The 26,680-nt window shown below is 64.0% G+C and carries 29 protein-coding genes; 13 read left to right on the forward strand and 16 right to left on the reverse strand.

What is annotated here, in order from left to right; translation table 11 throughout:
* Positions 1 to 15 precede the first annotated feature (15 nt).
* Positions 16 to 1,143, reverse strand: coding sequence for a cytochrome c oxidase subunit II (gene coxB, locus ACVWY1_RS02725; RefSeq protein ID WP_434728978.1), 1,128 nt, complete (start codon positions 1,141 to 1,143; stop codon positions 16 to 18).
* 381 nt (positions 1,144 to 1,524) lie between these two features.
* On the opposite strand from coxB, the gene ACVWY1_RS02730 reads away from it, so the two are divergent.
* On the forward strand, positions 1,525 to 2,166 hold the full coding sequence (locus ACVWY1_RS02730; protein ID WP_214500770.1) for a hypothetical protein: 642 nt from the start codon (positions 1,525 to 1,527) through the stop codon (positions 2,164 to 2,166).
* Between the two features lie 131 nt (positions 2,167 to 2,297).
* Here ACVWY1_RS02730 and ACVWY1_RS02735 read toward each other — a convergent pair whose 3' ends face one another.
* The 5 genes from ACVWY1_RS02735 to prlC all read right to left on the reverse strand — a co-directional run bounded on the left by ACVWY1_RS02735 (position 2,298) and on the right by prlC (position 8,563).
* On the reverse strand, positions 2,298 to 3,833 hold the full coding sequence (locus tag ACVWY1_RS02735) for a SulP family inorganic anion transporter (RefSeq protein WP_431196987.1): 1,536 nt from the start codon (positions 3,831 to 3,833) through the stop codon (positions 2,298 to 2,300).
* A 188-nt stretch (positions 3,834 to 4,021) separates the two neighbouring features.
* Positions 4,022 to 4,741: a carbonic anhydrase gene (locus tag ACVWY1_RS02740; RefSeq protein ID WP_102682997.1), complete on the reverse strand. Its 720-nt coding sequence runs from the start codon at positions 4,739 to 4,741 to the stop codon at positions 4,022 to 4,024.
* 304 nt (positions 4,742 to 5,045) lie between these two features.
* Positions 5,046 to 6,101 (reverse strand): PA0069 family radical SAM protein, encoded by a 1,056-nt coding sequence (locus ACVWY1_RS02745; protein WP_457377752.1) that lies wholly within the window; start codon positions 6,099 to 6,101, stop codon positions 5,046 to 5,048.
* 132 nt (positions 6,102 to 6,233) lie between these two features.
* Entirely contained in the window at positions 6,234 to 6,515 is a 282-nt protein-coding gene (locus tag ACVWY1_RS02750) for a YheV family putative zinc ribbon protein (RefSeq protein ID WP_102682995.1), read from the reverse strand.
* Positions 6,512 to 8,563 (reverse strand): oligopeptidase A, encoded by a 2,052-nt coding sequence (prlC, locus tag ACVWY1_RS02755; RefSeq protein ID WP_046853599.1) that lies wholly within the window; start codon positions 8,561 to 8,563, stop codon positions 6,512 to 6,514. The genes ACVWY1_RS02750 and prlC overlap by 4 nt, the downstream gene beginning before the upstream one ends.
* 102 nt (positions 8,564 to 8,665) lie before the next feature.
* Between prlC and ACVWY1_RS02760 the strand changes: the two genes are divergently transcribed.
* Positions 8,666 to 9,214, forward strand: a complete 549-nt coding sequence (locus ACVWY1_RS02760) for a gamma carbonic anhydrase family protein (RefSeq protein WP_102682994.1) — start codon at positions 8,666 to 8,668, stop codon at positions 9,212 to 9,214.
* Between the two features lie 20 nt (positions 9,215 to 9,234).
* Entirely contained in the window at positions 9,235 to 9,882 is a 648-nt protein-coding gene (locus tag ACVWY1_RS02765; protein ID WP_102683049.1) for an HAD family hydrolase, read from the forward strand.
* Positions 9,883 to 9,889: 7 nt separating this feature from the next.
* Here ACVWY1_RS02765 and ACVWY1_RS02770 read toward each other — a convergent pair whose 3' ends face one another.
* Positions 9,890 to 11,008, reverse strand: coding sequence for an aminopeptidase (locus tag ACVWY1_RS02770; RefSeq protein ID WP_457377753.1), 1,119 nt, complete (start codon positions 11,006 to 11,008; stop codon positions 9,890 to 9,892).
* A gap of 88 nt (positions 11,009 to 11,096) precedes the next feature.
* On the opposite strand from ACVWY1_RS02770, the gene ACVWY1_RS02775 reads away from it, so the two are divergent.
* Together ACVWY1_RS02775 and ACVWY1_RS02780 are read left to right on the forward strand one after the other, a co-directional pair.
* A complete protein-coding gene (locus tag ACVWY1_RS02775) occupies positions 11,097 to 11,510 on the forward strand; it encodes a PA0061/PA0062 family lipoprotein (RefSeq protein ID WP_023628734.1) in 414 nt (137 codons plus the stop codon).
* A gap of 55 nt (positions 11,511 to 11,565) precedes the next feature.
* Positions 11,566 to 11,979 (forward strand): PA0061/PA0062 family lipoprotein, encoded by a 414-nt coding sequence (locus ACVWY1_RS02780; protein WP_023628733.1) that lies wholly within the window; start codon positions 11,566 to 11,568, stop codon positions 11,977 to 11,979.
* Positions 11,980 to 12,018: 39 nt separating this feature from the next.
* Here ACVWY1_RS02780 and ACVWY1_RS02785 read toward each other — a convergent pair whose 3' ends face one another.
* Both ACVWY1_RS02785 and ACVWY1_RS02790 read right to left on the reverse strand, forming a co-directional pair.
* A complete protein-coding gene (locus ACVWY1_RS02785) occupies positions 12,019 to 12,252 on the reverse strand; it encodes a DUF1161 domain-containing protein (RefSeq protein ID WP_277502382.1) in 234 nt (77 codons plus the stop codon).
* A gap of 75 nt (positions 12,253 to 12,327) precedes the next feature.
* Positions 12,328 to 12,753, reverse strand: coding sequence for an OsmC family protein (locus ACVWY1_RS02790; protein ID WP_028688713.1), 426 nt, complete (start codon positions 12,751 to 12,753; stop codon positions 12,328 to 12,330).
* Positions 12,754 to 12,906: 153 nt separating this feature from the next.
* On the opposite strand from ACVWY1_RS02790, the gene ACVWY1_RS02795 reads away from it, so the two are divergent.
* Positions 12,907 to 13,911: an LLM class flavin-dependent oxidoreductase gene (locus tag ACVWY1_RS02795; RefSeq protein WP_102682989.1), complete on the forward strand. Its 1,005-nt coding sequence runs from the start codon at positions 12,907 to 12,909 to the stop codon at positions 13,909 to 13,911.
* 79 nt (positions 13,912 to 13,990) lie between these two features.
* Here the strand turns inward: ACVWY1_RS02795 and ACVWY1_RS02800 are convergent, their stop codons facing one another.
* Positions 13,991 to 14,212: a DUF1161 domain-containing protein gene (locus ACVWY1_RS02800; protein WP_102682988.1), complete on the reverse strand. Its 222-nt coding sequence runs from the start codon at positions 14,210 to 14,212 to the stop codon at positions 13,991 to 13,993.
* Between the two features lie 108 nt (positions 14,213 to 14,320).
* The gene (locus tag ACVWY1_RS02805) at positions 14,321 to 14,536 is read right to left on the reverse strand and encodes a dodecin (protein ID WP_102682987.1); all 216 of its coding nucleotides are present in this window, start codon (positions 14,534 to 14,536) and stop codon (positions 14,321 to 14,323) included.
* Positions 14,537 to 14,686: 150 nt separating this feature from the next.
* On the opposite strand from ACVWY1_RS02805, the gene ACVWY1_RS02810 reads away from it, so the two are divergent.
* Positions 14,687 to 15,010: a DUF883 family protein gene (locus tag ACVWY1_RS02810; protein WP_023632598.1), complete on the forward strand. Its 324-nt coding sequence runs from the start codon at positions 14,687 to 14,689 to the stop codon at positions 15,008 to 15,010.
* Here ACVWY1_RS02810 and ACVWY1_RS02815 read toward each other — a convergent pair.
* On the reverse strand, positions 15,007 to 15,903 hold the full coding sequence (locus ACVWY1_RS02815; RefSeq protein WP_457377754.1) for a LysR family transcriptional regulator: 897 nt from the start codon (positions 15,901 to 15,903) through the stop codon (positions 15,007 to 15,009). The genes ACVWY1_RS02810 and ACVWY1_RS02815 overlap by 4 nt on opposite strands.
* Positions 15,904 to 16,014: 111 nt before the next feature.
* Between ACVWY1_RS02815 and trpB the strand changes: the two genes are divergently transcribed.
* Together trpB and trpA are read left to right on the forward strand one after the other, a co-directional pair.
* Positions 16,015 to 17,232 (forward strand): tryptophan synthase subunit beta, encoded by a 1,218-nt coding sequence (gene trpB / locus ACVWY1_RS02820; protein WP_139674661.1) that lies wholly within the window; start codon positions 16,015 to 16,017, stop codon positions 17,230 to 17,232.
* Positions 17,229 to 18,038: a tryptophan synthase subunit alpha gene (trpA, locus tag ACVWY1_RS02825; RefSeq protein WP_102682984.1), complete on the forward strand. Its 810-nt coding sequence runs from the start codon at positions 17,229 to 17,231 to the stop codon at positions 18,036 to 18,038. The genes trpB and trpA overlap by 4 nt, the downstream gene beginning before the upstream one ends.
* Before the next feature lie 74 nt (positions 18,039 to 18,112).
* On the opposite strand, the gene ACVWY1_RS02830 is transcribed toward trpA, so the two are convergent.
* Entirely contained in the window at positions 18,113 to 18,445 is a 333-nt protein-coding gene (locus tag ACVWY1_RS02830; RefSeq protein WP_011531491.1) for a DOPA 4,5-dioxygenase family protein, read from the reverse strand.
* Positions 18,446 to 18,496: 51 nt separating this feature from the next.
* On the reverse strand, positions 18,497 to 19,393 hold the full coding sequence (locus tag ACVWY1_RS02835; protein WP_102682983.1) for a choline sulfate utilization transcriptional regulator: 897 nt from the start codon (positions 19,391 to 19,393) through the stop codon (positions 18,497 to 18,499).
* A 109-nt stretch (positions 19,394 to 19,502) separates the two neighbouring features.
* Here ACVWY1_RS02835 and betC point away from each other — a divergent pair, with 109 nt between their 5' ends.
* From betC to ACVWY1_RS02850, 3 genes are all read left to right on the forward strand, one after another.
* A complete protein-coding gene (gene betC / locus ACVWY1_RS02840; RefSeq protein WP_198754073.1) occupies positions 19,503 to 21,020 on the forward strand; it encodes a choline-sulfatase in 1,518 nt (505 codons plus the stop codon).
* A gap of 14 nt (positions 21,021 to 21,034) precedes the next feature.
* The gene (gene choX / locus ACVWY1_RS02845; RefSeq protein WP_277502384.1) at positions 21,035 to 21,958 is read left to right on the forward strand and encodes a choline ABC transporter substrate-binding protein; all 924 of its coding nucleotides are present in this window, start codon (positions 21,035 to 21,037) and stop codon (positions 21,956 to 21,958) included.
* 146 nt (positions 21,959 to 22,104) lie between these two features.
* Positions 22,105 to 23,670 (forward strand): SulP family inorganic anion transporter, encoded by a 1,566-nt coding sequence (locus tag ACVWY1_RS02850; RefSeq protein WP_102682980.1) that lies wholly within the window; start codon positions 22,105 to 22,107, stop codon positions 23,668 to 23,670.
* A 44-nt stretch (positions 23,671 to 23,714) separates the two neighbouring features.
* Here the strand turns inward: ACVWY1_RS02850 and aroE are convergent, their stop codons facing one another.
* Together aroE and hemF are read right to left on the reverse strand one after the other, a co-directional pair.
* Positions 23,715 to 24,539 carry a shikimate dehydrogenase gene (gene aroE / locus ACVWY1_RS02855; RefSeq protein ID WP_139674672.1) on the reverse strand — a complete coding sequence of 275 codons (825 nt, stop codon included), beginning with the start codon at positions 24,537 to 24,539 and terminating at the stop codon, positions 23,715 to 23,717.
* A gap of 26 nt (positions 24,540 to 24,565) precedes the next feature.
* Complete coding sequence (gene hemF / locus ACVWY1_RS02860; RefSeq protein WP_277502387.1) at positions 24,566 to 25,477, reverse strand: oxygen-dependent coproporphyrinogen oxidase; 912 nt, start codon at positions 25,475 to 25,477, stop codon at positions 24,566 to 24,568.
* Positions 25,478 to 25,609: 132 nt separating this feature from the next.
* Here hemF and ACVWY1_RS02865 point away from each other — a divergent pair, with 132 nt between their 5' ends.
* Entirely contained in the window at positions 25,610 to 26,587 is a 978-nt protein-coding gene (locus tag ACVWY1_RS02865) for an NADPH:quinone reductase (protein ID WP_277502388.1), read from the forward strand.
* The last annotated feature ends 93 nt before the right edge of the window (positions 26,588 to 26,680 follow it).

The raw sequence follows: 26,680 nt of genomic DNA on the forward strand, positions 1-26,680 counted from the left end.
CGCGGGTAGCCCGGCTCATTGCGCTTCGGCCTGCTTGAGCGCCAGCACGTCCTTCGGCGTGACCATGTCGCCCTTGTTGTTGCCCCAGGCGTTGCGCTCGTAGGTGACCACCGCGGCAATATCGACTTCCGAAAGCTGCTTGCCGAATGCCGCCATGGCGGTGCCCGGCTTGCCGTGGAAGACGATGCCCAGGTGCGCTTCCTTGGGCCCGGTGGCGATCTTCGAGCCCTTGAGGGCCGGGAACATCGGCGGCAGGCCCTGGCCCTCGGCCTGGTGACAGGCCACGCAGGTGGTGTGGTAGACCTTGTCGCCACGTGCCACCAGCTCTTCGAGGGTCCATTCCTTGCTGGTCAGTTCCTTGAGCTTGGCCGCCTCGGCCTTGCGCTCGCCAAGCCAGGAGTCGTAGTCGGCCTTGGATTTCACCTCGACCACCACCGGCATGAAGCCGTGGTCCTTGCCGCACAGCTCGGTGCACTGGCCGCGGTAGATCCCGGGCTTCTCGACCCGGGTCCAGGCCTCGTTGACGAAGCCGGGGATGGCGTCACGCTTGACCGCGAAGGCCGGCACCCACCAGGAATGGATGACGTCGGCGGCGGTCACCAGGAAGCGCACCTTGGCGCCCACCGGCAGCACCAGCGGCTGGTCGACTTCGAGCAGGTAGTGCTCGTCCTTCGGTGAATTGTTGTGGATCTGCTCGGCGGGGGTGGCCAGGTTGCTGAAGAACTCGACGTCCTGGCCCAGGTACTTGTAGTGCCATTTCCACTGGTAACCGGTGACCTGGATGTCGATGTCCGAGTCGCTGGCGTCGTAGATATCGATCAGGGTCTTGGTGGCCGGGATGGCCATGGCCACGAGGATCAGGAAGGGCACGACGGTCCAGAGGATCTCGACCCAGGTGTGCTCGTGGAAGTGCGCGGCCTTCTGCCCGGTTGAGCGGCGGTGAATGACCATCGACCAGAACATCGCGCCGAACACCACGATGCCGATGATCACGCAGATCCAGAAGATGGTCATGTGCAGGTCAAACACCGCATGGGAGACTTCCGTCGCCCCGGGCGCCATGTTCACCGTCCATGCTGCCTGTGCCTGACCAAACAATGACCACAGCAACAGGCCCATCCAGACATGTGGATGTCGCATCATTGCGGGTTCCCCTTATCGTTCTTGTAGTCCCGGAGGCGTGGACGACCTGCTACGACAAAGGGGGGAACGGTGGCCAAGACTGCCTGGCTTCGACGACCGAGCCCCCTGCTTAAGGCAGTCGGGCCTCATCAACGAATCACGTTTCAAGCGGAGTATAGACACCGACCAATGGGGCGCAACGCAGGGACTGAAATGATCTTCACGCAACCAAACGTTTGCGCTGGAAGGCGCATGAATACTGGGCTGGAGCACAATAATGGCACATTGATATAGCCAATTTCCTACACGCGCCTAAGCGATATAACAAATGCGTCTTAGCGATTCTCGTAAGCAAGCTAACTTAGTGTCTTCCGTTTGTAACGCCTTGTCCCTGGAGTTGTCATGAACATCGCTGCTGTACGCGAGCAGATCGAAAACGCCCATCAACACGAGAGCCGCACAGGCCAACTGAAAAACCGTCTCGAGAAGCAACTGCCACACCTGCACCCTTCGATCCACCTACCCCAGCAGGACGCCCAGGGTACTTTGGCCCGCTTTGTCGGCGCCTATATCAACGAGGTTCCAGAACTGCTCGAAGCCGCGCACACCGTGGCCCTCGAGGCTGGCATCGAATCGCAGATCAAGCCGGTGCTGAAGATTGCCGAGGCCTATTTCCTGCAGCCGCCGAGTGTGATGGACGGGCAGGTCGGGCTGGATTGCCTGTTGGACGAGGCCTACCTGGCGCATCGCCTGGTCGAGGAGGTCAACGACCTGTATATCCGCCATTTCCAGCAACCGCTGATTCCGGTGGATACCACGGTCGCCAACCTGATCGCCCACCAGCTGATCGGCGAGACCTTCGCCAACCAGCTCGATGAGGTGGTACATCACTCGGTGGACGAGATGCTCAATGACGAGAGCTTTGCCGTGGAGTCAGTGGAGCGCTATCGCGACAAGCTGTCGAACCCGGAAACCGGAGAGGCCTGGAAACGCTGGCCGTGCCTGTCGCGCCAGCTGGGCGTGGAGTTGAGCCAGTCGGCCTGAGCTTGAATCTAGAGTGTTTCGACTGGCCTCATCGCCGGCAAGCCGGCTCCCACAAGTACAACGCAGGGTTTGATACCGGCGCCGTCATTGTGGGAGCCGGCTTGCCGGCGATGGGCCGCTAGGCGGCCCTCTTAGACGCCAACCCCCGCCGTGGTCCGCAACCGCCCCTCGACCCGCCGCTTCAGACGCCGCTGCTCCAGTACCAGCCGCGAGCCCTTGGCCGCGCCACTGCGCCCCCAATCCTCCAGCAGTTCCAGGCAGGAATGGTCGATATAGCTCAGGTTGCCCAGCGGCACATGCAACGTGGTCCCTTCCGGCACGGTATCCAGTACCTGGGTCAGCGCCGGCACCTTGAGGAAGGTGGCCGCGCCGCTCAGGCGCAGTTCCATGTGCCCCGGCGTACCCAATGCCACCAGATTGATCTTCAACCGCGCCGCCTTCAGCGCCAGCTTCAGCAGGGTCAGGGCAAAGCCCAGCAATACGCCGGTCAACAGGTCGGTGAAGATGATCGCCAGTGCAGTCGCCGCATAGGTGAACATCGGCATCCGCCCATAGCGGCCCAGGTTTCGAAACGCCTTGAAATCCACCAGTTTCACCCCGGTATAGACCAGCACGCCGGCCAGGCTGGCCACCGGAATCTGTTGCAGCACACTGCTCAGTACCACGACGAACGCGAGCAGCCAAAGACCATGCAGGATCGCCGAGGCGCGGGTCTGCGCACCAGCCTGGACGTTGGCCGAGCTGCGCACGATCACCCCGGTCATCGGCAACGCGCCAAGCACGCCGCAGAGCATGTTGCCGATACCCTGCGCCGACAGCTCACGGTCGAAATCCGAGCGCTGGCCACTGTGCATGCGATCGACTGCCGCCGCGGACAACAAGGTCTCGGCGCTGGCGATGAAGGCCAGGGCAAAGGCCGCCACCAGCAGCGTCGGGTCGGCCAGTTTGAGCAGATCGTCCGGACGCAGCCAGTCAATGGCCTCGGACAGGTCCGCAGGTACCTGCACGCGGTTGACCGGCAGTGCCAGCCACAAGCTGACAGCGGTCATTGCCGCCACACCGAGCAAGGCACCGGGAATGAAGCGCAGGCGTTGCGGGCGCCAGCGCTCCCAACCCCACATGATGGCGATGGTGCCCAAGCCCAGCGCACCAGCCTGCCAACCGGCGCCTGCACTTTCCAGCGGCAAGGCCGAGGCCAGCGTCGCCGGGAAACCCAGCAGGTTGTCCACACCTGATGGCTGGGGCGCGGTGTCGAACATCACGTGCACCTGGGACAGCACGATCAGCACGCCGATCCCGGCAAGCATGCCGTATACCACTGCTGGCGCGGTGACCCGGAACCAGCAACCCAGGCGCAAGCGCCCAGCCAGCAGTTGCAGCAGGCCGGCCAGCAACAAGATCGGCCCGAGCATGGCCACGCCATGCTGGCGCACCAGTTCGAACACCAGCACCGCCAGGCCCGCCGCCGGGCCGCTGACCTGCAACGGCGAGCCGGCGAGGAAACCCACGACGATGCCGCCGATGATCCCGGTGATCAGCCCCTTCGCCGGAGGCATGCCCGAGGCGATGGCAATACCCATGCACAAGGGCAGGGCCACCAGGAAGACCACCACCGAGGCCAGCAACTCACGCGGCAGGGCCGCCTTTATCTGTGTCATGTTCACCATGTAGCTCCTTTCTAGATTCACGGCCATTCCGCTGGCCGCTAGCACGGGGAAGCCTGAACGACGCGCAGGCGTGGGCCGCCAGCGGGTCTGCCGGCACGGCATTCAGGAAGATTCAAGGCAGGCGAAGGCCGCGCCGCACCCATCGGGTGCAGCCGGCAATCAAGGCTTGTTCAGCGTGTTGGGGTCGCTTAGTAGCGGCCTCTCGGTGTGGCAGAAGGGATCGACTCGCCTGCGGTCAGCGGCAGGAAGCGGTCGCTGGCGGCATCGTAAGCTTCGATCTGGCTGGTTTCGATGTCGTAGATCCAGCCATGGATATGCAGCTGCCCGGCGGCCAGGCGCGAAGCGACCGAGGGGTGGGTACGCAGGTGATGCAGCTGGGCGATGACGTTTTCCTTGGTCAGCAGCTGCATGCTTTCGTGCTCGCTGCCGCAGGAGCAGTTGTCCTCGATCACGGTCCGCGCTACCTCGGCATGGCGCAGCCAGGCGGAAACGGTCGGCATCTTCGCCAGCGACTGCGGGTTGAGTACCGCTCGCATCGCGCCGCAGTCGGAGTGACCGCAGATGATGATGTGGTGCACGCCCAGCGCCAGCACGGCGTACTCGATAGCACTCGATACACCGCCGTTCATCTGGCCGTAGGGCGGCACCACGTTGCCGACGTTACGGGTCACGAACAGGTCGCCGGGCGAGCTCTGGGTGATCAGTTCGGGGACGATGCGCGAGTCTGCGCAGGTGATGAACATGGCCCGCGGCTTTTGCGCGGTAGCCAGTTTCTTGAACAGCTCTTGCTGCTCGGGAAAGACTTCGGTGTGAAACCGCAGGAAGCCGTCGACGATATGCTTCATGGCGGCATCAGCGCTTTCGGCGGGTGCAGCCGGGACGGCCTTGGAGGGGTCCTTGACGGGCATGATTCATCCTCTTGACGGTTTGAAAGTGAATTCCATGTTACCGGGGAAAGATTGGGGTGACGCGGGGATTTAGATGACGCGCACGGGTAAATAATCACAGTCATTGCTGACTCATGACTCACGCTAGCGTAGGAAACTTAACTGAAACTTAATTGCGCAGGCTCTAGAACGGGCGTTCTGGATAGGCGAGGGGAGCACTGGATAATAGCAAAAAAGCATCAGTTGCCAACCTTCATGAGTGAAATTGTTGGGTTGCTTTAGTTGTACTTATAGGGCTCGCCTTCCCGATTGAACGAGCCGCTGGCTAGAACAGTGCCATCTGTGCACCGGGAGGGCAGAAGGCACTGCAATCAAGCGCCAGGTCCTCCCGCCCTTCGAACCCCAGCCGCCTGGCCGCCTTGCGAAAGCGCTGCGCCAGCAAGTCAGCGAACACCCCTTCACCGCGCATCCGCGCACCGAATCGGCTGTCGTAGAGTTCACCACCCCGGCTCTGACGAATCAGGCTCAGCACATGCGTGGCCCGCTGCGGGTAGTGATCGTGCAGCCACTGCTCGAACAACGGTGCCACCTCCAGCGGCAAGCGCAGCATCATGTACGCCGCGCTCTGCGCGCCGGCCTCCTTCGCCGCCTCCAGCAGGTGCTCCAGTTCGCTGTCATTGATCATCGGGATCATCGGTGAACACAGCACGCCCACCGGCACACCGGCCTCACGCAGCACGCGAATAGCGCGCAGGCGCGCCTTTGGAGCGGCCGCACGTGGTTCGAGGGTGCGCTTGAGCTCATCGTCCAGGGTGGTGAGGCTGATCATCACCCGTGCCAGGCGCTGGCTGGCCAGCTCGCTCAGCAGGTCAAGGTCGCGCAGCACCAGCGAGCCCTTGGTGACGATGGTCACTGGGTGGCGGTAACGCAGCAGAACTTCGAGCAGGCGCCGGGTCAGTTGTTGTTCGCGCTCGATGGGCTGATAAGGGTCGGTGTTGGACCCCAGGTTGATCGGCGCGCAAACGTAGCCGGGCTTGCTCAGTTGCTGCTCGAGCACCTCGGCGGCGTTGGTCTTGGCGATCAGCTTGGTCTCGAAATCCAGGCCGGGAGAGAGATCCCAGTAGGCGTGGCTGGGGCGCGCATAGCAGTAGATGCAACCGTGCTCGCAGCCGCGATACGGATTTATGGAGCGGTCGAAGGGCAGGTCAGGGGAGGTATTGCGGGCGATGATGGTCTTGGCCGTCTCGATCCGTAACTCGGTGCCTTGGGTAAGTGGGACTTCCTGGTACCAGCCATCGTCCTCGGCCACTGAAACACTTGGAGCGAAGCGGTTGTGCGGGTTGCCGGCAGTGCCGCGGCCGCGAATGGGGGCTGGTTTCATGATGACAACTCGGATTACTGTTCATTCATACAGTAATCCGAGACCAACGGGATGGCTACAGCCGATTATCGCGGAGCAAGCCCGCTCCCACGCTGTGCGTGCGTGGAAGCGCGCTTGCCCAGCGCTTTACCTTCAATCCTGCGGCTTCTTCAGCTTCGGATTGGGGAAGAACTGCACGGTCTGCACCTTGGCCGGCGGCGCTTTCGGCGCCAGGTGATTGACCCGGGTGCCGAGCTCGCTGGGTACCGACAGGCCTTGTTCGTTCAGGGTGTCAGTGAACCCACAGGCCACGCACTCACGGTGCGGCACACCGTCCTCGTTCCACATCATCAGCTTGTCCATCTCGCTGCACGCCGGGCAAACCGCCCCGGCGATGAAGCGTCGCTTGCTCTTGCTCACGGCTACCTCACTCATGCCGCCGCGTCCTCGGTGAGGCCGCTGTGGCGCAACAATGCATCGATGGAAGGCTCGCGGCCACGGAAGTCGACGAACAGCACCATCGGCTCGCGGGAACCGCCACGGGCCAGGATGGCTTCGCGGAAGGCGCGGCCGGTCTCGGCGTTGAGCACACCTTCTTCCTCAAAGCGCGAGAAGGCGTCGGCCGACAGCACTTCAGCCCACTTGTAGCTGTAGTAACCCGCCGCATAACCGCCGGCGAAGATGTGCGCGAAGCTGTTGGGGAAGCGGTTGTAGGCCGGCGGACGCATCACCGAGACCTCGTCACGCACGCCCTCGAGCACCTGCAGCACGCTGCGGCCGTCGCCATGGGTGGCGTGCAGCTCGAAGTCGAACAGCGAGAACTCCAGCTGGCGCACCATCATCATGCCGGACTGGAAGTTCTTCGCCGCGAGCATCTTGTCCAGCAGGTCCTGGGGCAATGCCTCACCGGTCTCGTAGTGGCCGGAGATCAGCGCCAGGCCCTCGGGCTCCCAGCACCAGTTCTCCATGAACTGGCTCGGCAGCTCCACCGCGTCCCAGGCCACGCCGTTGATGCCGGACACACCGGCATGCTCGATGCGGGTCAGCAGGTGGTGCAGGCCGTGCCCGAACTCGTGGAACAGGGTGGTGACTTCGTCGTGGGTAAGCAGCGCGGGCTTGCCGGGCGTGGCGGGGGTGAAGTTGCACACCAGGTTGGCCACCGGGCTCTGCAGGCTGCCATTGGCGGTGCGGCGATGGTCGCGGGCGCCATCCATCCAGGCACCGCCACGCTTGTTGGCGCGGGCATAGAGGTCGAAGAAGAAGCGGCCGACGTGCTGGCCGTTTTCCTTGATCTCGAACAGGCGCACGTCCGGGTGCCAGCTATCGAAGCCCTTGAGCTCATTGATCTCGATACCGTACAGGCGCTGCACGATGACGAACAGGCCGGACAGCACCTTGTCGATCGGGAAGTAGGCGCGCAGCGCTTCCTGGGACACGCTGTAGCGCTGCTCGCGCAGCTTCTCGCCGAAGTACCCGGCGTCCCAGCTGGCCAGCTCGGGGGTGCCTTGCTCGGCGGCATAGGCCTTGAGCTGCTCCAGGTCCTGGGCGGCGAATGGCTTGGAACGCTTGGCCAGGTCGCGCAGGAAACTCAGCACCTGGTCGCTGGACTCAGCCATCTTGGTGGCCAGGCTCAGCTCGGCGAAGTTCTTGTAACCCAGCAGCCCGGCCAGTTCCTGGCGCAGGTCGAGGATCTCTTCCATCACCGGGCCGTTGTCGAACTGGCCGGCATTCGGGCCCTGGTCGGAGGCACGGGTGCAGTAAGCGGCATACAGCTCTTCGCGCAGGGCGCGGTCGCTGGCGTAGGTCATCACTGCGTAGTAGCTGGGGAACTCCAGGGTGATCAGCCAGCCGTCCAGGCCCTTGGCCTGCGCTGCGGCGGCCATCTGCGCCTTGGCCGAGTCGGTCAGGCCGGCCAGCGCGGCTTCGTCGGTGACGTGCTTGGTCCAGGCCTGGGTGGCGTCGAGCAGCTGGTTGGAGAAGCGGCTGCCCAGTTCGCTGAGCTTGCTCTGCACCTCGGCGTAGCGCTGCTGCTTGTCGGCCGGCAAGTCGATGCCCGACAGGCGGAAATCGCGCAAGGCGTGATCGATGATGGTCTTCTGCGCCACGTCGAAGCTGGCGGCTTCAGGGCTGGCGGCCAGGGCTTCATACGCTTCGAACAGGGCACGGTTCTGGCCCAGCTCGGTGGAATAGGCGCTCAGGGCAGGCAGGCACGACTCGTAGGCCTCGCGCAGTTCCTGGCTGTTGCACACCGCGTTGAGGTGGCTGACCGGGCTCCAGGCAGCGCCCAGGCGGTCGTTGAGTTCGTCCATCGCCAGCACCAGGCCGGCCCAGGTCGGGTTCTTGCCCTGCTTTTCGAGGATCTCGGCGATGGCCTTGCGGTTGTCGGCGAGGATCTGCTCGATCGCCGGCAGCACATGCTCGGCGCGAATCGCCGAGAAGGGCGGCAGATCATGGGACTGCAGCAGCGGGTTGTTCGCACTCACGGTTCGGGTACCTTGGCAGGAGAAACACGGGACCATCTTAATTACAATCGACGCCGACCGCAGCAGGCAGCCTGCCTATCGGCATTGCAGAGGAACACTATCATGGCCATCCGCACGTTTCGGGAACACACGCCGAAAGTGGGACCACGGGCTTTCGTCGACCGTTCGGCGGTGGTCATCGGCGACGTCGAGATCGGCGAGGACAGCTCGATCTGGCCGTTGACCGTGGTGCGCGGCGACATGCACCGCATCCGTATCGGCGCGCGCACCAGCGTGCAGGACGGCAGCGTGCTGCACATCACCCACGCCGGGCCCTTCAACCCCGATGGCTACCCACTGATCATAGGCGACGAGGTGACCATCGGTCACAAAGTCATGCTGCATGGCTGTACCCTGGGCAATCGCATCCTGGTCGGCATGGGCAGCACCATCATGGACGGCGCCATCGTCGAGGACGAAGTGATCATCGGCGCCGGCAGCCTGGTGCCACCCGGCAAACGCCTGGTCAGCGGCTACCTGTACATGGGCAGCCCGGTGAAGCAGGTGCGCCTGCTGAGCGAGCAGGAACACGCGTTCTTCCCCTACAGCGCCGGCAACTACGTCAAGCTCAAGGACCAGCACCTGGCCGAAGGCTACGACCGCCCGGAATGAATTCGACTGCAGAGAACACCATGCACCAGCAAAACATCCTCTTCGACCTCGACGGCACCCTGACCGACCCGCGCCTGGGCATCACCCGCTCGATCCAGTACGCCCTGGCCAAGCTGGGCATCGACGAGCCGGACCTTGCCCGCCTCGAGCACTTCATCGGCCCACCCTTGCTGCAGGCGTTCATGCAGTTCTATGCCTTCGACGAGGCCAAGGCCTGGGACGCGGTGAACTACTACCGGGAGCGCTTCAAGGTAACCGGGCTTTACGAGAATCTAGTGTTCGACGGCGTGCCCGAGTTGCTGCAAGCGCTCAATGGCCAGGGCCGCACCCTGTACATCGCCACCTCCAAACCCTGGGAGTTCGCCCGCGAAATCGCCCGGCATTTCGCCTTCGACCATCACTTCAAGGTGATCTACGGCAGTGAGCTCGATGGCACGCGGACCAACAAGGTGGAGCTGATTCGCCACCTGCTGGACGAGGAGGGCCTGGATCCGACGCAGACCTTGATGATCGGGGATCGCAAGCATGACCTGATCGGTGCGCGCAGCAACGGTTTGCAGGCGGTGGCGGTGGGATACGGGTTCGGCAGCCGTGAGGAACTGGAGGCCGAGGCGCCGGCGTTCCACTTCGAGACGCTGGCCGAGCTGCACCAGGCGTTCGTGCGCTAATCAAGCTTTATCGCAGATCAGGCCCGCCCCCACGAGCTGTCGTGGGAGCGGGCTTGCCCCGCGATGAGGCCAGCGCTGCCAACGCCAATTTGCGCTGTTCGATCGGCAACCGCCCAAGCGCCTCCACCCGCTCATAAAACAGCTGCCAATCCCCACCGACCTCTTTGAACAACTGCGAAAAAGCCGGCACCCACTGGTCATACAGGCCAAACGGCAACAACTTCGCATTGTTCATCGGCCCGTACATCCAGGCATCGAAACGCCGATCCCCCGCCCAATCCCGATCCCGCACCTCTCGGTATTCGCGCCGCAAGCGTTCAAACTCCGCCTGCTTGGCCGCCCGCTTGACCGCCGCATCCAGCGGCCCGGCATAGATCGCCTGCAGGCGCTCGCGGCTGGCGAGCACCAGGCGTATGAAGGCGTCGCGTTGCCCGGCGCCATGCTCCTCTACCGCCGCCAGCCCGCGCGCGGCGCGCCATTGTCGCGTGCCCTCCTGCTCGACGAACGACGCGAACGATTCGTTGAACTCGGTATCGTCCTGTACGTAGAAGCGCTGATGCGCCAGCTCATGGAAAATCACCGTGGCCAGGCGCTCCTCGCCCCAGCCGGTCATGGTCGAAAGAATCGGGTCGTCGAACCAGCCCAGGGTGGAGTAGGCCTCCACGCCCCCGACATAGACATCCAGCCCCTCCTGGCGCATCAGCGCCGCCGCTCCGCGGGCGGCACCCTGGCGGTAGTAGCCACGATAGGCCACGCAACCGGCGATGGGGAAACAATGGGTCACCGGCTGCAATGACAGCTCCGGGGTGGCGAACACGTTCCACACCACGTATGGCCGGCCGAGATCGGCATACACCCGATAACTGCCGTTGTCCGGCAACTTCAGTTGCGTGCTGGCGAACGCCCGGGCTTTTTCGGCGAACAACAGGCGCTGACGCAAGGCCGGGCTGGTGGCAGGGTCTGCAATCACCCGATCCAGCGGCTGGCGTGCCCGCAACAGCTGCCATTGCCCTTCGGCCAGCTGACCGTAATAGCTCACGCTGGAGCAACCGCTCAGCAGGACAGCCAGCGTCACGGGAACAAACCGGGTGAAAACGCGGTCGAGAGCCCGACGGCTGCAGCGCATGAAAAGAAAAAGTCCAAACATCGAGGCTGTCTATCTCGCTCGTCGGCCGAATGCGACCAAGACTATCTCGCCAAGGGGAAGCTTTGCCATGCGTACACTGTTTGCCGTCGGCACGCTCGTGCTGTTGTCCGGGTGTTCCACCTTGCCCGACCCGGACCCGAATCAGGCCTGGGTAGACCTGGCACCGGGTGACAACGATTCGCTGCACGCCCTGCAAGTGGATGAGCGCGACTGGGCCGACAGCCGCTATTTCGAGGTACAACCCGGCAACCACGAACTGACCGTGCGCTACCAGTTCGCCGTGACGCCCAGCAACATCGGCCCGGTGGAGGAACCGCTGTGGCGCGACTGCCAGCTCAATCTCACCTTCAAGGACTTCACTGCCGGCCAGCGCTACCAGATGCAAGCCGGCAGCATCGGCTTCCGGCCGTGGATCAAACTCTACGACCAGCGCCAGAAGCTGATCGGCCAGGGCGAACCGGCAGGCTGCCAGCGCACCTGAACACCGCGAACGGCGCTATGCTTGTAGCCTGTGAACCGCGAGCGGGAGTTTCACCATGCGCCAGCCCATGATGCTGATGGCCCTCAGTGCTTTGGGGGCTTGCGCCAGCCCCTTGCCCCCCGCCGACCCCGGCAAGGCCTGGATCGACATGTACACCATCACCCCCGGCCGCACCCTCATGGCCGACCGCCTGGACGGCAAGCGCTTGGACGATGGCCGCTATTTTCAGGTGACGCCGGGCCGGCACGAACTGGTGGTGCGTTTCGACTACGAGATCTACGCCGGTGGCTTCAGTACCGACCCGACCGAGCGGACCTGCTACCTGACCGTGCGCTACAACGATTTCAAGGCGGGCGAGCGTTACCGCCTGGAGGCCCGGGCTCCGGCGATGCAGCCGCAGGTGCTGTTGTACGACGCCAGCCGCAAGGTGGTGGTGAACGAACCGAGCAACGTCACATGCATTCCTTGATCAATGGCGGGGCTGCTGTGCAGCCCCGACTGTCGAGCCTTACCGATCATTCTTCTGGTAGATGATCTTCTTCGTGCCGCCATCGCAGCTGCCAACGATCATGTTGGGGTCACTGACCTCGGCGTTGGGCACGATCTCCAGCGTGTAGGAGGAAACCTTGTTCGCCTGGATCTTTGCTTCGATCTCGGCCTTGAGTTCCTCGCACGGCTTGGGCGCGGCCAGTACGGCGGTGGCCAGCAGGGAAGCCAGCACACCAAATGCTACGCGGATCATGGAACGGCTCCTGAGGCAGGGCAGACGAGCTGCCAACGCTGATTAGACTACAGGAAACCGCCGCCGTTGCGCCTCCTAGGAAAGCAGGGTGGCATCCAGGCTGATAGTTGCGTTCAGCACCTTGGACACCGGACAGCCAGCCTTGGCCTTGTTGGCGATCTCCTGGAACTGCGCCTCGCTGGCCCCAGGCACGGTGGCCTTGAGGGTCAGGTGAACGGCGGTGATGGCAAAGCCATCGGCCTGTTTGTCCAGGCTCACCTCGGCGTGAGTGTCGATCCGTTCAGGCGTGAATCCCGCCTCGCCCAACATCATCGACAACGCCATGGAGAAGCAGCCGGCATGGGCAGCGCCGATCAGCTCTTCCGGGTTGGTCCCGGGCGTGCCTTCGAAACGGGTGTTGAAGCCGTAGGGCGCTTGCTTGAGCGCGCCGCTTTCAGTGGAGATCTGGCCCTTGCCATCCTTCAGGCCACCTTGCCAGACCGCCGATGCTGTCTTCTTCATGCTGCCTCCTGTCACAGGGTTGGGGTGTCTAAGGTTCTGAGGACCAGGCCCACGCCAAGTTCAGATCAATCTGTAAGAAGGCATTGAATCCAGCGAATATGCCCATACAGAGACGAGAAGGCCCATGGCCAACCACCTGTAGCGGAGGCTCCAATGACGCACCTGCGAGACCTGAAGATTTCCACCCTCGACCTGGTGCCCGTGCGCGCCGACGGCAGTCCGGCGCAATCGCTGCGCAATTCGCTCGACCTGGCGCAACACGTCGAGCGTTTCGGCTACAACCGCTTCTGGGTCGCCGAGCATCACAACATGGACGGTATCGCCAGCTCGGCCACCGCCGTGCTGATCGGTTACCTCGCCGGGGGTACCTCGACCATCCGCATCGGCTCTGGTGGGGTGATGCTGCCTAACCACGCACCGCTGGTGATCGCCGAACAGTTCGGCACCCTCGCCAGCCTGTACCCAGGCCGCATCGATCTGGGCCTGGGCCGCGCCCCAGGTTCCGACCAGATGACCGCCCGCGCCTTGCGCCGCGAGCGCTCCGGCAGCGCCGACGACTTTCCGGACGATGTCGAGGAACTGTCGCGCTACCTGGGCCCGCGCACCGACGACCAGAAAGTCATCGCCGTGCCCGGCCACGACACCGAGGTACCCATGTGGCTGCTCGGCTCCAGCCTGTTCAGTGCCCAGCTCGCCGGCATGCGCGGCATGCCCTACGCCTTTGCTTCGCATTTCGCGCCGCGCTACATGCACGAGGCGATCCGCATCTATCGCGACCATTTCAAACCGTCGACGACGCTGGACAAGCCTTACGTGATGCTGGGCATTCCGATGGTGGTGGCTGAAACCGACGAAAAGGCCGAATACCTGGCCACCTCGGTGTACCAGCGCATCCTCGCGCTGATCCGTGGCCAGAGCCTGATGCAGCGCCCGCCCGTCGAGAGCATGAATGGTCTTTGGCTGCCCCATGAACGTGATGCGGTGAGCAGCTTCCTGGGCCTGGCGATGATCGGCAGCCCGCAGAAGGTGCGGGCGAAGGTCGAGGTATTGCTGGAGCAGACAGGGGCGGACGAGCTGATCTTTACCAGTGACCTGTATGAGCACACCGACCGTATCAAGTCCTATGAGCTGATGGCGCAGGCGCTCAAGGACGAGTGAAATCAATCGCGGGGCAAGCCCACTCCCACAGGACTAGCAGAGCCTTTGTGGGTAGCGGCCTTGTCCCGCGGTACAGCTACTAATCACGGCTGTAGGCGATGACCTTGGTACCGCCCTCGCAGGTACCCACCACCTTGTCGGCAGGATCACCTTTGGGTGCGATCGTAAGCTTGTAGCCCTTCACACCCTTGGCATCCAGCTTCGCCGCAATCTCAGCCTTGAGTTCCTCGCACGGCTTGCCCGCCGCCATCGCGCCGCCAGCCAACACCATCAGCCCCACGGCCAGAATCAATTTCTTCATCGATCGCTTTCCTTGTACAGATCAAAGACAAAAAGGGCGCGAAGCACGCGCCCTGCAACCTTAACCTTGATACCCCAACACGCCGGGCAAGCCTAGCCCAGCTTGGTTTCAGCTGTTGGCGATGCGGAACCCAACCTTCAGCGTCACCTGGAAATGCGCGGCCTGGTTGTCACGGATATGCCCGCGGGTATCGATCACTTCGAACCATTCCAGGTGCTTGATGCTCTTGCCGGCCTCGGCCAGGGCATTGTTGATCGCTTCTTCGATGCTGGTGGGCGAGGACCCGACCAGCTCGATCTTCTTGTAGGTGTGATGATCCGACATGAGCGCTCTCCTTGAGTGGGTAGTGGCTTGAGCCTAGCAGCACAGGCCCGGTTTACCTGCGAGCGATCGCCGCAGGGGAAAGTTCGATCGCACTTTCACCCCGCTGCGCAGTCGCAACCTGTACATCCCCACTCAGCAAGGAGAGTCGACATGGCACGCAATGCGTTGCGCAAAACCTCACTGGAAAGCATGGAAGCCGAGATCGAAAGCCTCCTCAAGACTCTGGAAGGCCTCAAACACGATGCCTCGGAAGAAACGCAGAAGACCATGAAGACGCTGCGCGGCAACGCCGAAAGCGCCCTCAAGCACTCACGCAGCCTGCTCAGCGATGCCTATGAGGAAGTGAAGACCCGCACCCGCGAAACCGGTGTAGCCACCCGCGACTACGCCCAGGAACACCCCTGGACCACCGCAGGTGTCGCGGTGGGCGCCCTGGGCCTGCTGGCCGCCTACCTGATGTGCCGCCGCAACTAACCCGTCTGTCGCTGCAACTCCTGGCGCAGCCATTGCGCCAGTTGCTCGGCGCGCCCGTCCGCGGCGCGCCGGGGTACCCACAAGGCCAGTGCCGCATTGGTGGGGGAAAAGCCCCATGGCGCGGCCAACCGCCCAGCCTTCAAGTCGTCGGCCACCAGCGGTTGCGGGGCGATGGCCACACCCAGCCCGGCTACCGCTGCTTCCAGCAAGTAGTAGAGATGCTCGAAGGCTTGCCCGTAGCTCAGCGCCTCGGGCGCCAGCCCATGCTGTCGCGCCCAGGTAGGCCAAGCCTGCGGCCGCGAGGTCGTATGGAGTACGGCAACATGCTGCAAAGCCACGGCTGGCAAGGCTTTCAAACGATCGAAAGCGTCAAAGCGCGGGCTCATCACCGGGCCGATGCGCTCTTCGGCGAGCACATGCACCTGCATGTCCGCCGGCCACGGTGGCTCTGCGTAAACCAGCAGTGCGTCCAACCCCGGGCGTCGCGGATCAAGGTCACCTTCGCCCGCTGACAGGTGCAGGCGCAGCTCCGGCAGGTCGGCTTTCAGGCGCCCCAGGCGCGGGATGAACCAACGCGCCAGCAAGCTGCCGGAACAACCGAGCACGAACGGCGCTTCGTCGGCAGCGCGGGAAAGCTCGGCGCAGACACCGCGCAGCCGGTCGAAGGCCTCGAAGCTGGCATCGCGCAGACGCACACCGGCATCTGTGAGTTTGACGCCACGCCCGTCCTTGACGAACAAGGCTACCCCCAGATGCTCCTCAAGCACCTTGATCTGCCGGCTGACCGCGCCATGGGTTACATGAAGCGCTTCTGCTGCCTGGCTGACACTGTTCAGCCGGGCTGTCGCCTCGAAGGCCCGCAACGCATTGAGGGGAGGAAGGTCGTGAGCCATCTTACTTGTGAGTTTTCCTGACAGGTTTGCGCAATCTTATCGGTTTTCAGCCGGCCACGTCGTGGTTAGAGTAAAGCCCATCGAATCTCTACTTCGCCTACGGAGCGCCCCATGACCCAGACCCAATACCGCCCCGGCCCCGACGCCAACGGCCTGTTCGGCTCGTTCGGCGGCCGCTACGTGGCCGAAACCCTGATGCCGCTGGTGCTCGACCTTGCCCGCGAATACGAAGCCGCCAAGGCCGATCCCAAGTTCCTTGAAGAGCTGGCCTACTTCCAACGCGACTACATCGGCCGGCCCAACCCGCTGTACTTCGCCGAGCGCCTGACCGAGCACTGCGGCGGCGCCAAGATCTTCTTCAAGCGTGAAGAACTCAACCACACCGGCGCGCACAAGGTGAACAACTGCATCGGCCAGGTGCTGCTGGCCAAGCGCATGGGCAAGAAACGCCTGATCGCCGAAACCGGCGCCGGCATGCACGGCGTGGCCACCGCCACCGTCGCCGCGCGCTTCGGCCTGCCCTGCGTGATCTACATGGGCGCCACCGACATCGAGCGCCAGCAGGCCAACGTGTTCCGCATGAAGCTGCTGGGCGCCGAGATCGTCCCGGTCACCGCCGGCACCGGCACGCTCAAGGACGCGATGAACGAGGCCCTGCGCGACTGGGTCACCAACGTCGAAGACACCTTCTACCTGATCGGCACCGTGGCGGGTCCCCACCCGTACCCGGCGATGGTCCGCGACTTCCAGTCGATCATCGGCAAAGAGACCCGCGCGCAGTTGCAAGAGAAGGAAGGACGCCTGCCCGACAGCCTGATCGCCTGCGTCGGCGGCGGCTCCAACGCCATGGGCCTGTTCCACGAGTTCCTCGAAGAGCCGAGCGTCAAGATCATCGGCGTCGAAGCCGGCGGCCACGGCGTGCACACCGACAAGCACGCGGCCAGCCTCAACGGCGGCGTTCCGGGTGTGCTGCATGGCAACCGCACTTACCTGCTGCAGGACGACGACGGTCAGATCACCGACGCCCACTCGATCTCTGCAGGCTTGGACTACCCCGGCATCGGACCGGAGCATGCTTACCTGCACGAAGTGAAGCGCGTGGAGTACGTCAGCATCACCGACGAGGAAGCCCTGGACGCCTTCCACGCCACCTGCCGCCTGGAAGGCATCATCCCGGCGCTGGAAAGCTCCCACGCCCTGGCCGAGGCGATCAAGCGCGCGCCGACGCTGCCCAAGGACCACCTGATGGTGATCTGCCTGTCCGGTCGCGGCGACAAGGACATGCAAACCGTGATGAACCACATGGCCGCCCAGGAGAAACAGGCATGAGCCGTCTCGAACAACGCTTCGCCGATCTCAAGGCCGAAGGCCGCTCGGCACTGGTCACCTTCGTTACCGCTGGCGACCCCGGCTACGATGCCTCGCTGCAAATCCTCAAGGGCCTGCCGGCCGCCGGTGCCGACGTGATCGAGCTGGGCATGCCGTTCACCGACCCGATGGCCGACGGCGTGGCCATCCAGCTCGCCACCCTGCGCGCCCTGGAAGCTGGCCAGACCCTGGCCAAGACCCTGAAAATGGTGCGTGAATTCCGTGTGGAGAACCAAACCACCCCGATCGTGCTGATGGGTTACTACAACCCGATCCATCGCTTCGGCGTGGAGCAGTTCGTCGCCGAAGCCAAGGAAGCTGGTGTCGATGGCCTGATCATCGTCGACCTGCCGCCGGAGCACGACGCCGAGCTGGCTACCCCGGCCCAGGCCGCCGGCATCGACTTCATCCGCCTGACCACCCCGACCACCGACGACGCGCGCCTGCCGCGCGTGCTGGAGCGCAGTTCCGGGTTCGTCTACTACGTGTCGGTGGCCGGCGTGACCGGTGCGGGCTCGGCGACCACCGAGCATGTGACCGAGGCCATTGCGCGCCTGCGTCGGCATACCGACCTGCCGATCAGCGTTGGTTTCGGCATTCGTACACCGGAGCAGGCTGCGGCTATCGCCCGCCTGGCCGATGGCGTGGTGGTAGGCTCGGCGCTGGTCGACAAGATCGCCCAGGCCAAGGGTGCCGACCAGGCTGTGAATGATGTGCTGAGCCTGTGCTCGGCGCTGGCTGAAGGTGTGCGCGCGGCACGCAACTAAGCGCGAGGGCTTCGCCCTCGATCGCCGGCAAGCTGGCTCCCACACGACTCGTGGGAGCTTGCCGGCCCAAGCAACTAGCCTTCGAAAATCGACAGGTCCAGCGGCCTGATCGCCCCCATCCAGATCGCATGATCGCGGTGATCCGCCAGTTCATCCCCGGTTTCCGGGTGCAGGAACACCACCAGCCCCTTGCGATACAGCGCCAGCCACGGCAGTACCACCCCCACCACCTCCGGCCCGAACGCCAGCTGGCAGCTCCAGTCCGGGTGCGGCCCGACCGGTTTCTGGTGCATGCGGCCCATGGTCACGGGGAACAGCCGCGTCGCCTCCTCGCATAGTTCACGGGCCTGCTCCATGGTCGATGCGTCGTAGTACACGTGGGCGTGATAGCCCTTGATCCTTTGCACGGTGGCTCCTGATTGCAGTAATGCGAATATCTTGGAGTCTACGCCATCTCATTACAGGCGCTCCTGCTCCAGCCAATCCACAAACCGCTCGATCAACGCCCCACGCCGCTTGCGTGGCGGCAGTACCACGTAATACCCCCGCTTCGAGCGCAAGCTGCCTTCCAGCGGCCGACACAGCAGCCCCTGCTCGACCAGCCCGTCCACCAGGTGCGCCCAGCCGATCGCCACGCCCTGGCCGGCAATTGCGGCCTGAATCAGCAGGGTGTAGTTGTCGAACCGCAGCTGACCGGACGGAGGAGGGCTGTCCACACCAAGACCGCGGAAAACCCCGGCCCAATCGAACCAGCGACTGGCCTGCTCACCCTTCAGATGCAGCAATGGCAATCGCTGCAAAGCAACGGCTGACAAGGGTTTGCCATGAATCAGCCGAGGGCTGCACACCGGGAAAACTTCCTCATCGAACAGCCAGCGGCTCTCGCCCTGATGGAAGCGTCCATTACCAAACAGCACCGCCACATCGATGTCCGGGCGCAGCATCGCCTGGCTGCGCTCGCCGGTCACCAGGCTCACGTCCACCTGTGGATAAGCCTCGTGGAAACGCTGCAAGCGTGGCATCAGCCAGAACGCCGCAAAGGCGAAGTCGGTCGCCACCTGCAGCACCTCGCGCTGACCGCGCCCACTGGCTTGGGCAACGCCATCGTCCATCACCTGCAAGCCCTGGTGCACCTGCTCGAACAACAGCAACCCCGCCTCGGTCAGCTCGATGCCCCGGTAGATCCGGTCGAACAACCGCGTGCCCAGCTGCGCCTCCAGGCGCTTCATCTGCTGGCTCACCGCCGGCTGGGTGGTGCCCAGCTCCACGGCGGCAGCGGTAAAGCTGCGCAGGCGGGCGGCGGCCTCGAACACTCGCAAGGTGTCGAGGGGCAGGTCGGCAAGGTGCTCGAACATAAGCTTGGCTAATCCCAGTCATTGCCCGGCATGGGCTTTACCCCTGTTATCCACAGCCGCATGCTGGATTGCAAGTGGTACCCATAACCCTCGACGATGGAAGGCACCCATGAAGCGACCCAACATCCTGTTCATCATGGCCGATCAGATGGCCGCGCCTTTGCTGCCCATCTACAACCCATCGCCGATCAAGATGCCCCACCTGGCCCGCCTCGCCGAGCAGGCCGTGGTGTTCGACAGTGCCTACTGCAACAGCCCGCTTTGCGCGCCGTCGCGCTTCACCTTGGTCAGCGGCCAGTTGCCCAGCCGCATCGGCGCGTACGACAACGCCGCCGACTTTCCTGCCGACATCCCGACCTACGCTCACTACCTGCGCCGCCTTGGCTACCGCACCGCGCTGTCAGGCAAGATGCACTTCTGCGGGCCGGACCAGTTGCATGGTTATGAAGAACGCCTGACCAGCGATATCTACCCGGCCGACTATGGTTGGGCGGTGAACTGGGACGCCCCTGACGGCCGCCCGAGCTGGTACCACAACATGTCCTCGGTGTTGCAAGCCGGGCCGTGCGTGCGTACCAACCAGCTGGATTTCGACGAGGAGGTGGTGTTCAAGGCGCGTCAGTACCTTTACGACCATGTACGCGAGGATGATGGCCGGCCGTTCTGCCTGACCGTTTCCATGACCCATCCGCACGACCCCTACACTATCCCCAGACACTACTGGGATATGTACGAGGCTGTGGATATCCCGCTGCCGCGCGACGAAATCGCACAGGATCAGCAGGACCCACACTCGCAACGCCTGCTCAAGGTCTACGACCTGTGGAACAAGCCGCTGCCCGTGGACAAGATCCGCGACGCCCGCCGCGCCTACTTCGGCGCCTGCAGCTACATCGACGACAACATCGGCAAGCTGCTGCGGACCCTCGAGGAGTGCGGCCTGGCCGACGACACCCTGATCGTGTTCTCGGGCGATCACGGCGACATGCTTGGCGAGCGCGGGCTCTGGTACAAGATGCACTGGTTCGAGATGGCGGCGCGGGTGCCGCTGTTGATCCATGCGCCCAAGCACTTCGCACCGGCGCGAATCGGCGCCAGTGTGTCCACCTGCGATCTGCTGCCAACCCTGGTCGAACTGGCGGGCGGCGCTGTGGATAACCACCTGCACCTGGATGGCCGCTCGCTGCTCGGCCACCTGCAAGGGCAGGGCGGGCATGACGAAGTGATCGGCGAGTACATGGCCGAAGGCACGGTCGGCCCGCTGATGATGATCCGCCGCGGCCCCTACAAGTTCGTGTACAGCGAAGACGACCCATGGCTACTCTACGACCTGAGCCGCGACCCGCACGAGCGGGAGAACCTCACCGGCAGCCCGGACCACCAGGCGCTGCTGCAGGCATTTGCCGATGAAGCCAGGCAGCGCTGGGATATCCCGGCCCTGCGCCAGCAGGTGCTGGCCAGCCAACGGCGCCGCCGCCTGGTGGCCGAGGCACTGGCCATCGGCAAGCTGGAAAGCTGGGACCACCAACCGTTGGTGGACGCCAGCCAACAGTACATGCGCAACCATATCGATCTCGACGACCTCGAGCGCAAGGCACGTTATCCACAGCCCGCACCCCTGGATTGAGAAGAGAGGCCGCCATGCAGAAGTTCTCCACCGCCGTGCTCACCCTGGCCCTGAGCCTGGGCACGGCACATGCCGCCGACAGCGACGCGCAATGCAGCACCGTGAAGATGGCCGACCCCGGCTGGAGCGATATCGCCAGCACCAACGCCATCGCCCGCCTACTCCTGGAAAGCCTGGGCTACCAGGTGAAGATCGACAGCCTGGCCGTGCCGATCATCTACGGCGGCCTGAAGGATGGCCGGGTGGATGCCTTCCTCGGCAACTGGATGCCGGCGCAACAGGGCTTCCATGACAAGTTCATCGCCAATGGCGATGTGCAGCAGCTGGCGAAGAACCTGGAAGGCACCGAGTTCACCCTGGCGGTGCCCGATTACGTATGGAACGCGGGCGTGAAGGACTTCGCCGACCTGCAAAAGCACGCTGCGCAGTTCGACAAGAAGCTCTACGGCATCGGCTCCGGCGCGCCGGCCAACTTGTCGCTGAAAGAGATCATCGACAAGAATGAGTTCGACCTGGATCAGTGGAAACTGGTCGAGTCCAGCGAGCAGGCGATGCTCGCTCAAGTGGACCGGGCAGTGAAGAAGCAGCAGTTCATCACCTTCCTTGGCTGGACTCCGCATCCGATGAACGTGAAGCTTAAGATGCATTACCTCACGGGCGGGGAGAAATGGTTCGGCAGCAAGGGCGATGTCTACACCCTGACCCGCAAAGGTTATCCACAAGCCTGCCCGAATGCGGCGAAGCTGCTGGGGAACTTGAAGTTCTCGCTGGAGATGGAGAACAGCATCATGGCCGAGGTTGTGGACAAGAAGGTGAGCTTCGATGAGGCGGCCAGGGGCTGGGTGAAGGCCCATCCGCAGGTGCTGGAAGGGTGGTTGGCTGGAGTGACCACCAAAGCCGGTGGCAGCGCCCAAGAGGCCGTAACAGGCAGACTCTAGAGCCTTGCAGCCAGTTCCGGCCTCATCGCTGGCAAGCCAGCTCCCAGCGACAGTCTTGAGGCTTGTGGTATCACTGTGGGAGCCGGCTTGCCGGCGATGAGGCCAGCAAGGCCAACACAAGATCGGATCCTAAGCGAGTTTGCCCCATGCCCCGCCTGACTCACCTGCTGCCCTTCCTCACCTGGCTGCCCCGTCAATCGGGCCGCAGCCTGCGCCAGGACCTGCTGGTGGGCCTGAGCGGCGCCATCCTCGCCCTGCCGCAGTCCATCGCCTACGCCCTGATCGCCGGCCTGCCCGCCGAGTACGGACTGTACGCCGCCATCGTCCCAGTACTGATCGCCTGCCTGTGGGGCTCGTCCTGGCACCTGATCTGCGGGCCCACGGCCGCCATCTCCATCGTCCTCTACGCCAGCATCAGCCCCCTGGCCGTGGCCGGCAGCGCCGACTATGTGACCCTGGTACTGCTGCTGACCTTCCTCGGCGGCATCTTCCAGTTGCTGCTGGGGCTGTTGCGCTTCGGTGCGCTGGTCAATTTCGTTTCCCACTCGGTGGTGCTGGGCTTCACCCTCGGCGCCGCCATCGTCATCGCCCTTGGGCAGTTACCGAACCTGCTGGGGATGGATCTGCCGAGCCAGGCCACGGCGTTGAAGACCGTGCAGGATCTGGCCGGCCATGTCGGCGAAGTGGACCTGCCGTCTCTGGCCCTGGGCCTGGCCACACTGGTGTTCGGTATCGCGTTGAAACTTTGGCGCCCGCGCTGGCCAAGCCTGTTGATAAGCCTGCTGCTGGTCAGCCTGGTGGCCTGGCTATTACCCGGCGTTTTCGGCCATGTGCCCAGGGTGGCTGCGTTCACCGGGCAGCTCCCGCCCTTTAGCCCGCTGCCTCTGCTGGATGTGGAGCTGATGCTGCGCCTGCTGCCTAGCGCCGTGGCGGTGGGCATGCTGGGGCTGGTCACCAGCCTGTCGATTGCTCGCTCGTTGTCGGCACGTTCGGAGCAACTGATCGACCCTGACCAGGAAATCCGCGCACAGGGCCTGTCGAATATCGGCGGCGCATTTTTCTCCGGTTATCTGTCTGCAGGTTCCTTCACTCGCTCGGGCCTCAGTTACGACGCAGGTGCGCGGTCGCCACTGGCCGGGGTGTTCTCGGCGCTGTGGGTGGCGCTGTTCGCCGTGACCGGTGCCGGACTGATCGCCCACCTGCCGATCCCGGCGATGGCGGGGAGCATCCTGCTGATCTGCTGGGGGCTGGTGGACCATCGCGGCATTCGCGCGCTGTTCCGGGTCAGCCGCTCGGAGTTCCTGGTGATGGCGCTGACCGCTGCTGCGACATTGCTGCTGGAGCTGCAGACGGCGATTTATGCCGGGGTGCTGGCCTCATTGTTCTTCTACCTCAAGCGCACGTCGCGGCCACGGGTGCAGCAGAGCCGGGAAGGAGAGGCGGATGTGTTGCGGGTGGGCGGGTCGATCTTCTTCGGCGCGGCGCATTACCTGCAGGTGCGCCTTCAGCGCTGCCAAGGGCCACACGTGGTGATCGATGCGCGACAGGTGAACTTCATCGATTATTCGGGTGTGGATATGTTGCACCGCGAGGCGCGGCGGTTGATGCGCAGTGGCGGGAGCCTGACGTTGCAGCGGGCAAGGCCGCAGGTGATGGAGGAGTTGCAGAAGCTGGAGGGGGTTGAACTGTGTCCCATTCGATTTGAGGAATGAGCTTTAAAATCCTGGGGCCGCTTTGCGGCCCCAAAATCTCGAATTCAGCCGCGGGCCAACTGCCGGCGCAGCTCATCCAGCACTGGCCCGGTCTCAGGCCGAACCCCACGCCAGATGAAGAACGCCTCGGCGGCCTGCTCCGCCAGCATCCCCAGCCCATCCAGTACCTTGGCCGCACCCAGCTTGCTGGCCCACTGGCAGAACGGCGTCGGCTCCTTACCATACATCATGTCGTAGCAAACGGTACGCCCCGCCTCGACCAGGCTGTCGGCAATCGGCGGCAGCTCGCCGGACAAGCTCGCCGAAGTGGCGTTGATGATCACGTCCACCGGCTCCTGCAACCAGGCAAAACCGCTGGCCACCACCGGCCCCAGCTCATCGAACTCACGGGCCAGTTGCTCGGCTTTCTCCACCGTGCGGTTGGCAATCACCAGCGATTGCGGCTTGTGCGCCAGGATCGGCTCCAGCACGCCGCGCACCGCGCCACCGGCACCGAGGATGAGGATGCGCTTGCCGGCCAGCTCGACCCCGGCGTTGACGGTGAGGTCACGCACCAGCCCAGCACCGTCGGTGTTGTCGCCTTGCAAGGTGCCGTCGGCCAGCTTGCTCAAGGTGTTCACCGCGCCGGCACGCTTGGCGCGTGGGGTGAGACTGTCGCACAGGCGGTAGGCCTCCTCCTTGAACGGTACGGTAACGTTGGCGCCGCTGCCTTGCTTGAAGAAGCCACGGGCGCAGTCGCTGAATTCGTCCAGCGGCGCCAGCAGGGTGGCGTACTCCAGGTCCTCGCCTGTCTGGTCGGCGAACAGGCGGTGGATCAACGGCGATTTGCTGTGGCCGATGGGGTTACCGAAAACAACGTACTGGTCCATGGGGGAATCCTCGGTTATCCACAGGCTTAGCGGGCGAGCCAGTCACGGTCCTGCAAGAAATACTCGGTCAGCCGCGCTTCCTCGCTGCCGGGCTCGGCCTTCCAATCGTAACCCCAGCGCACCTGCGGTGGCAGCGACATCAGGATCGATTCGGTGCGGCCACCGGACTGCAGGCCGAACAAGGTGCCACGATCGTAGACCAGGTTGAACTCGACGTAGCGGCCACGGCGGTACTCCTGGAATTCGCGCTGGGCGAGGGTATACGGGGTGCCCTTGCGGCGCTGCACGATCGGCAGGTAGGCCTCGACATAGGCGTCACCAATGGCGCGGATGAAGGCGAAGCAGGTGTCGAAGTCCCACTCGTTCAGGTCATCGAAGAACAGGCCGCCGATACCCCGTGGCTCGCCACGGTGCTTGAGGTGGAAGTAGCGGTCGCACCAGGCCTTGTAACGCGGGTACACGTCGGCGCCGAACGGCGCGCAGGCCTGCTCGGCCACGCGGTGCCAGTGCACGCAGTCTTCTTCATTGCCGTAGTAGGGGGTCAGGTCGAAGCCGCCGCCGAACCACCACACCGCCTCTTCGCCCTCTTTTTCGGCGATGAAGAACCGCACGTTGGCGTGGGAAGTCGGCACATGCGGGTTGTGCGGATGGATCACCAGCGACACGCCCAGCGCCTCGAAGCCACGGCCCGCCAGCTCCGGGCGGTGGGCACTGGCCGACGGCGGCAAGCCGCTGCCGAACACGTGGGAGAAGTTCACGCCGCCTTTCTCGATCACCTTGCCGTCGCCGATCACCCGCGTGCGACCGCCGCCGCCGGCATCACGCACCCAGGCATCCTCGACGAAGCGGGCGCCGCCGTCTTCATTCTCGAGGGCAGTGCAGATGCGGTCTTGCAGGTCGAGCAGGTAGGCTTTCACGGCCTCGGTGCGGCTGGTCATCGGGTCACCTGGAGGGAGCGGGGAAAATTCGCCGCGTAGCATACCACCGGCAAACCCCGCGCCGCAGTTGACGGCGATCAAGCAAAGGCGTCCGATAGAAGGCCTTTGCAGCCCCAATGACAGGAGTGTGTGATGGCCAAGCGTATCCAGTTCAGCCAGCATGGCGGCCCGGAAGTTTTGCAGTTGGTAGAGTTCGACCCGGCCCCGCCCGGCCCGAAGCAAGTGCGCGTGCGCAACCATGCGATCGGCCTGAACTTCATCGACACCTATTTCCGAGGCGGGCTGTATGCGCCGCCGTCGCTGCCTTCCGGACTGGGTACCGAAGGCGCCGGGGTAGTCGAGGCGGTGGGCGAGGGCGTCAGCCGGATCAAGGTCGGCGACCGCGTGGCCTATGCCGGTGGGCCGCTAGGGGCCTACAGCGAGGTGCATACACTGCCGGAGGCCAACCTGGTCAAGCTGCCGGATGCGATCAGCTGCGAGCAGGCGGCGGCGGTGATGCTCAAGGGGCTGACCACGCAGTACCTGCTCAAGCAGACCTATGCCGTGCAGCAGGGGGATTTCGTGCTGTTCCATGCTGCTGCCGGTGGCGTCGGATCGCTGGCTTGTCAGTGGGCCAAGGCACTGGGGGCGAAGCTGATTGGTACTGTCAGCTCTCCCGAGAAAGCCGAGCGGGCCAAGGCACTCGGGGCCTGGGCGACCATCGACTACAGCCACGAAGATGTGGCTAAACGCGTGCTAGAGCTGACCGACGGTCAAAAGTGCGCGGTGGTGTATGACGGCGTGGGGGCGGATACCTGGCTGACTTCACTGGACTGCCTGAAGCCGCGTGGGTTGATGGTCAGCTTCGGCAATGCGTCCGGCGCGGTGACCGGGGTGAACCTGGGGATTTTGTCGCAGAAGGGGTCGCTGTATGTCACTCGGCCGACGCTGGCGAGCTATGCCAACAACGCCGAGAACACCCAGGCCATGGCGGATGACCTGTTCGCGATGATCGCCAGTGGCAAGTTGGTGGTGGATATCCAGCAGCGGTATCCGTTGAGTGAGGCGGCCAAGGCGCAGAGTGAGTTGTCGGCGCGGCGGACGGTGGGCTCGACTGTTCTGCTGCCTTGAAATCCTGGGGCCGCTCTGCGGCCCATTCGCTGGCAAGCCAGCTCCCACAGGGACCGCGCAAACCTCCTGGATGACGCTGTACCTGTGGGAGCC

The sequence above is a fragment of the Pseudomonas sp. TE6288 genome (genome assembly GCF_054062095.1).

Bases quoted from the DNA above. Each gene is read 5' to 3' on its own strand.
- coxB (WP_434728978.1), bottom strand. From the start codon at position 1,143: ATGATGCGACATCCACATGTCTGGATGGGCCTGTTGCTGTGGTCATTG.
- ACVWY1_RS02730 (WP_214500770.1), top strand. From the start codon at position 1,525: ATGAACATCGCTGCTGTACGCGAGCAGATCGAAAACGCCCATCAACAC.
- ACVWY1_RS02735 (WP_431196987.1), bottom strand. From the start codon at position 3,833: ATGGTGAACATGACACAGATAAAGGCGGCCCTGCCGCGTGAGTTGCTG.
- ACVWY1_RS02740 (WP_102682997.1), bottom strand. From the start codon at position 4,741: ATGCCCGTCAAGGACCCCTCCAAGGCCGTCCCGGCTGCACCCGCCGAA.
- ACVWY1_RS02745 (WP_457377752.1), bottom strand. From the start codon at position 6,101: ATGAAACCAGCCCCCATTCGCGGCCGCGGCACTGCCGGCAACCCGCAC.
- ACVWY1_RS02750 (WP_102682995.1), bottom strand. From the start codon at position 6,515: ATGAGTGAGGTAGCCGTGAGCAAGAGCAAGCGACGCTTCATCGCCGGG.
- ACVWY1_RS02760 (WP_102682994.1), top strand. From the start codon at position 8,666: ATGGCCATCCGCACGTTTCGGGAACACACGCCGAAAGTGGGACCACGG.
- ACVWY1_RS02765 (WP_102683049.1), top strand. From the start codon at position 9,235: ATGCACCAGCAAAACATCCTCTTCGACCTCGACGGCACCCTGACCGAC.
- ACVWY1_RS02770 (WP_457377753.1), bottom strand. From the start codon at position 11,008: ATGCGCTGCAGCCGTCGGGCTCTCGACCGCGTTTTCACCCGGTTTGTT.
- ACVWY1_RS02775 (WP_023628734.1), top strand. From the start codon at position 11,097: ATGCGTACACTGTTTGCCGTCGGCACGCTCGTGCTGTTGTCCGGGTGT.
- ACVWY1_RS02780 (WP_023628733.1), top strand. From the start codon at position 11,566: ATGCGCCAGCCCATGATGCTGATGGCCCTCAGTGCTTTGGGGGCTTGC.
- ACVWY1_RS02785 (WP_277502382.1), bottom strand. From the start codon at position 12,252: ATGATCCGCGTAGCATTTGGTGTGCTGGCTTCCCTGCTGGCCACCGCC.
- ACVWY1_RS02790 (WP_028688713.1), bottom strand. From the start codon at position 12,753: ATGAAGAAGACAGCATCGGCGGTCTGGCAAGGTGGCCTGAAGGATGGC.
- ACVWY1_RS02795 (WP_102682989.1), top strand. From the start codon at position 12,907: ATGACGCACCTGCGAGACCTGAAGATTTCCACCCTCGACCTGGTGCCC.
- ACVWY1_RS02800 (WP_102682988.1), bottom strand. From the start codon at position 14,212: ATGAAGAAATTGATTCTGGCCGTGGGGCTGATGGTGTTGGCTGGCGGC.
- ACVWY1_RS02805 (WP_102682987.1), bottom strand. From the start codon at position 14,536: ATGTCGGATCATCACACCTACAAGAAGATCGAGCTGGTCGGGTCCTCG.
- ACVWY1_RS02810 (WP_023632598.1), top strand. From the start codon at position 14,687: ATGGCACGCAATGCGTTGCGCAAAACCTCACTGGAAAGCATGGAAGCC.
- ACVWY1_RS02815 (WP_457377754.1), bottom strand. From the start codon at position 15,903: ATGGCTCACGACCTTCCTCCCCTCAATGCGTTGCGGGCCTTCGAGGCG.
- trpB (WP_139674661.1), top strand. From the start codon at position 16,015: ATGACCCAGACCCAATACCGCCCCGGCCCCGACGCCAACGGCCTGTTC.
- trpA (WP_102682984.1), top strand. From the start codon at position 17,229: ATGAGCCGTCTCGAACAACGCTTCGCCGATCTCAAGGCCGAAGGCCGC.
- ACVWY1_RS02835 (WP_102682983.1), bottom strand. From the start codon at position 19,393: ATGTTCGAGCACCTTGCCGACCTGCCCCTCGACACCTTGCGAGTGTTC.
- betC (WP_198754073.1), top strand. From the start codon at position 19,503: ATGAAGCGACCCAACATCCTGTTCATCATGGCCGATCAGATGGCCGCG.
- choX (WP_277502384.1), top strand. From the start codon at position 21,035: ATGCAGAAGTTCTCCACCGCCGTGCTCACCCTGGCCCTGAGCCTGGGC.
- ACVWY1_RS02850 (WP_102682980.1), top strand. From the start codon at position 22,105: ATGCCCCGCCTGACTCACCTGCTGCCCTTCCTCACCTGGCTGCCCCGT.
- aroE (WP_139674672.1), bottom strand. From the start codon at position 24,539: ATGGACCAGTACGTTGTTTTCGGTAACCCCATCGGCCACAGCAAATCG.
- hemF (WP_277502387.1), bottom strand. From the start codon at position 25,477: ATGACCAGCCGCACCGAGGCCGTGAAAGCCTACCTGCTCGACCTGCAA.
- ACVWY1_RS02865 (WP_277502388.1), top strand. From the start codon at position 25,610: ATGGCCAAGCGTATCCAGTTCAGCCAGCATGGCGGCCCGGAAGTTTTG.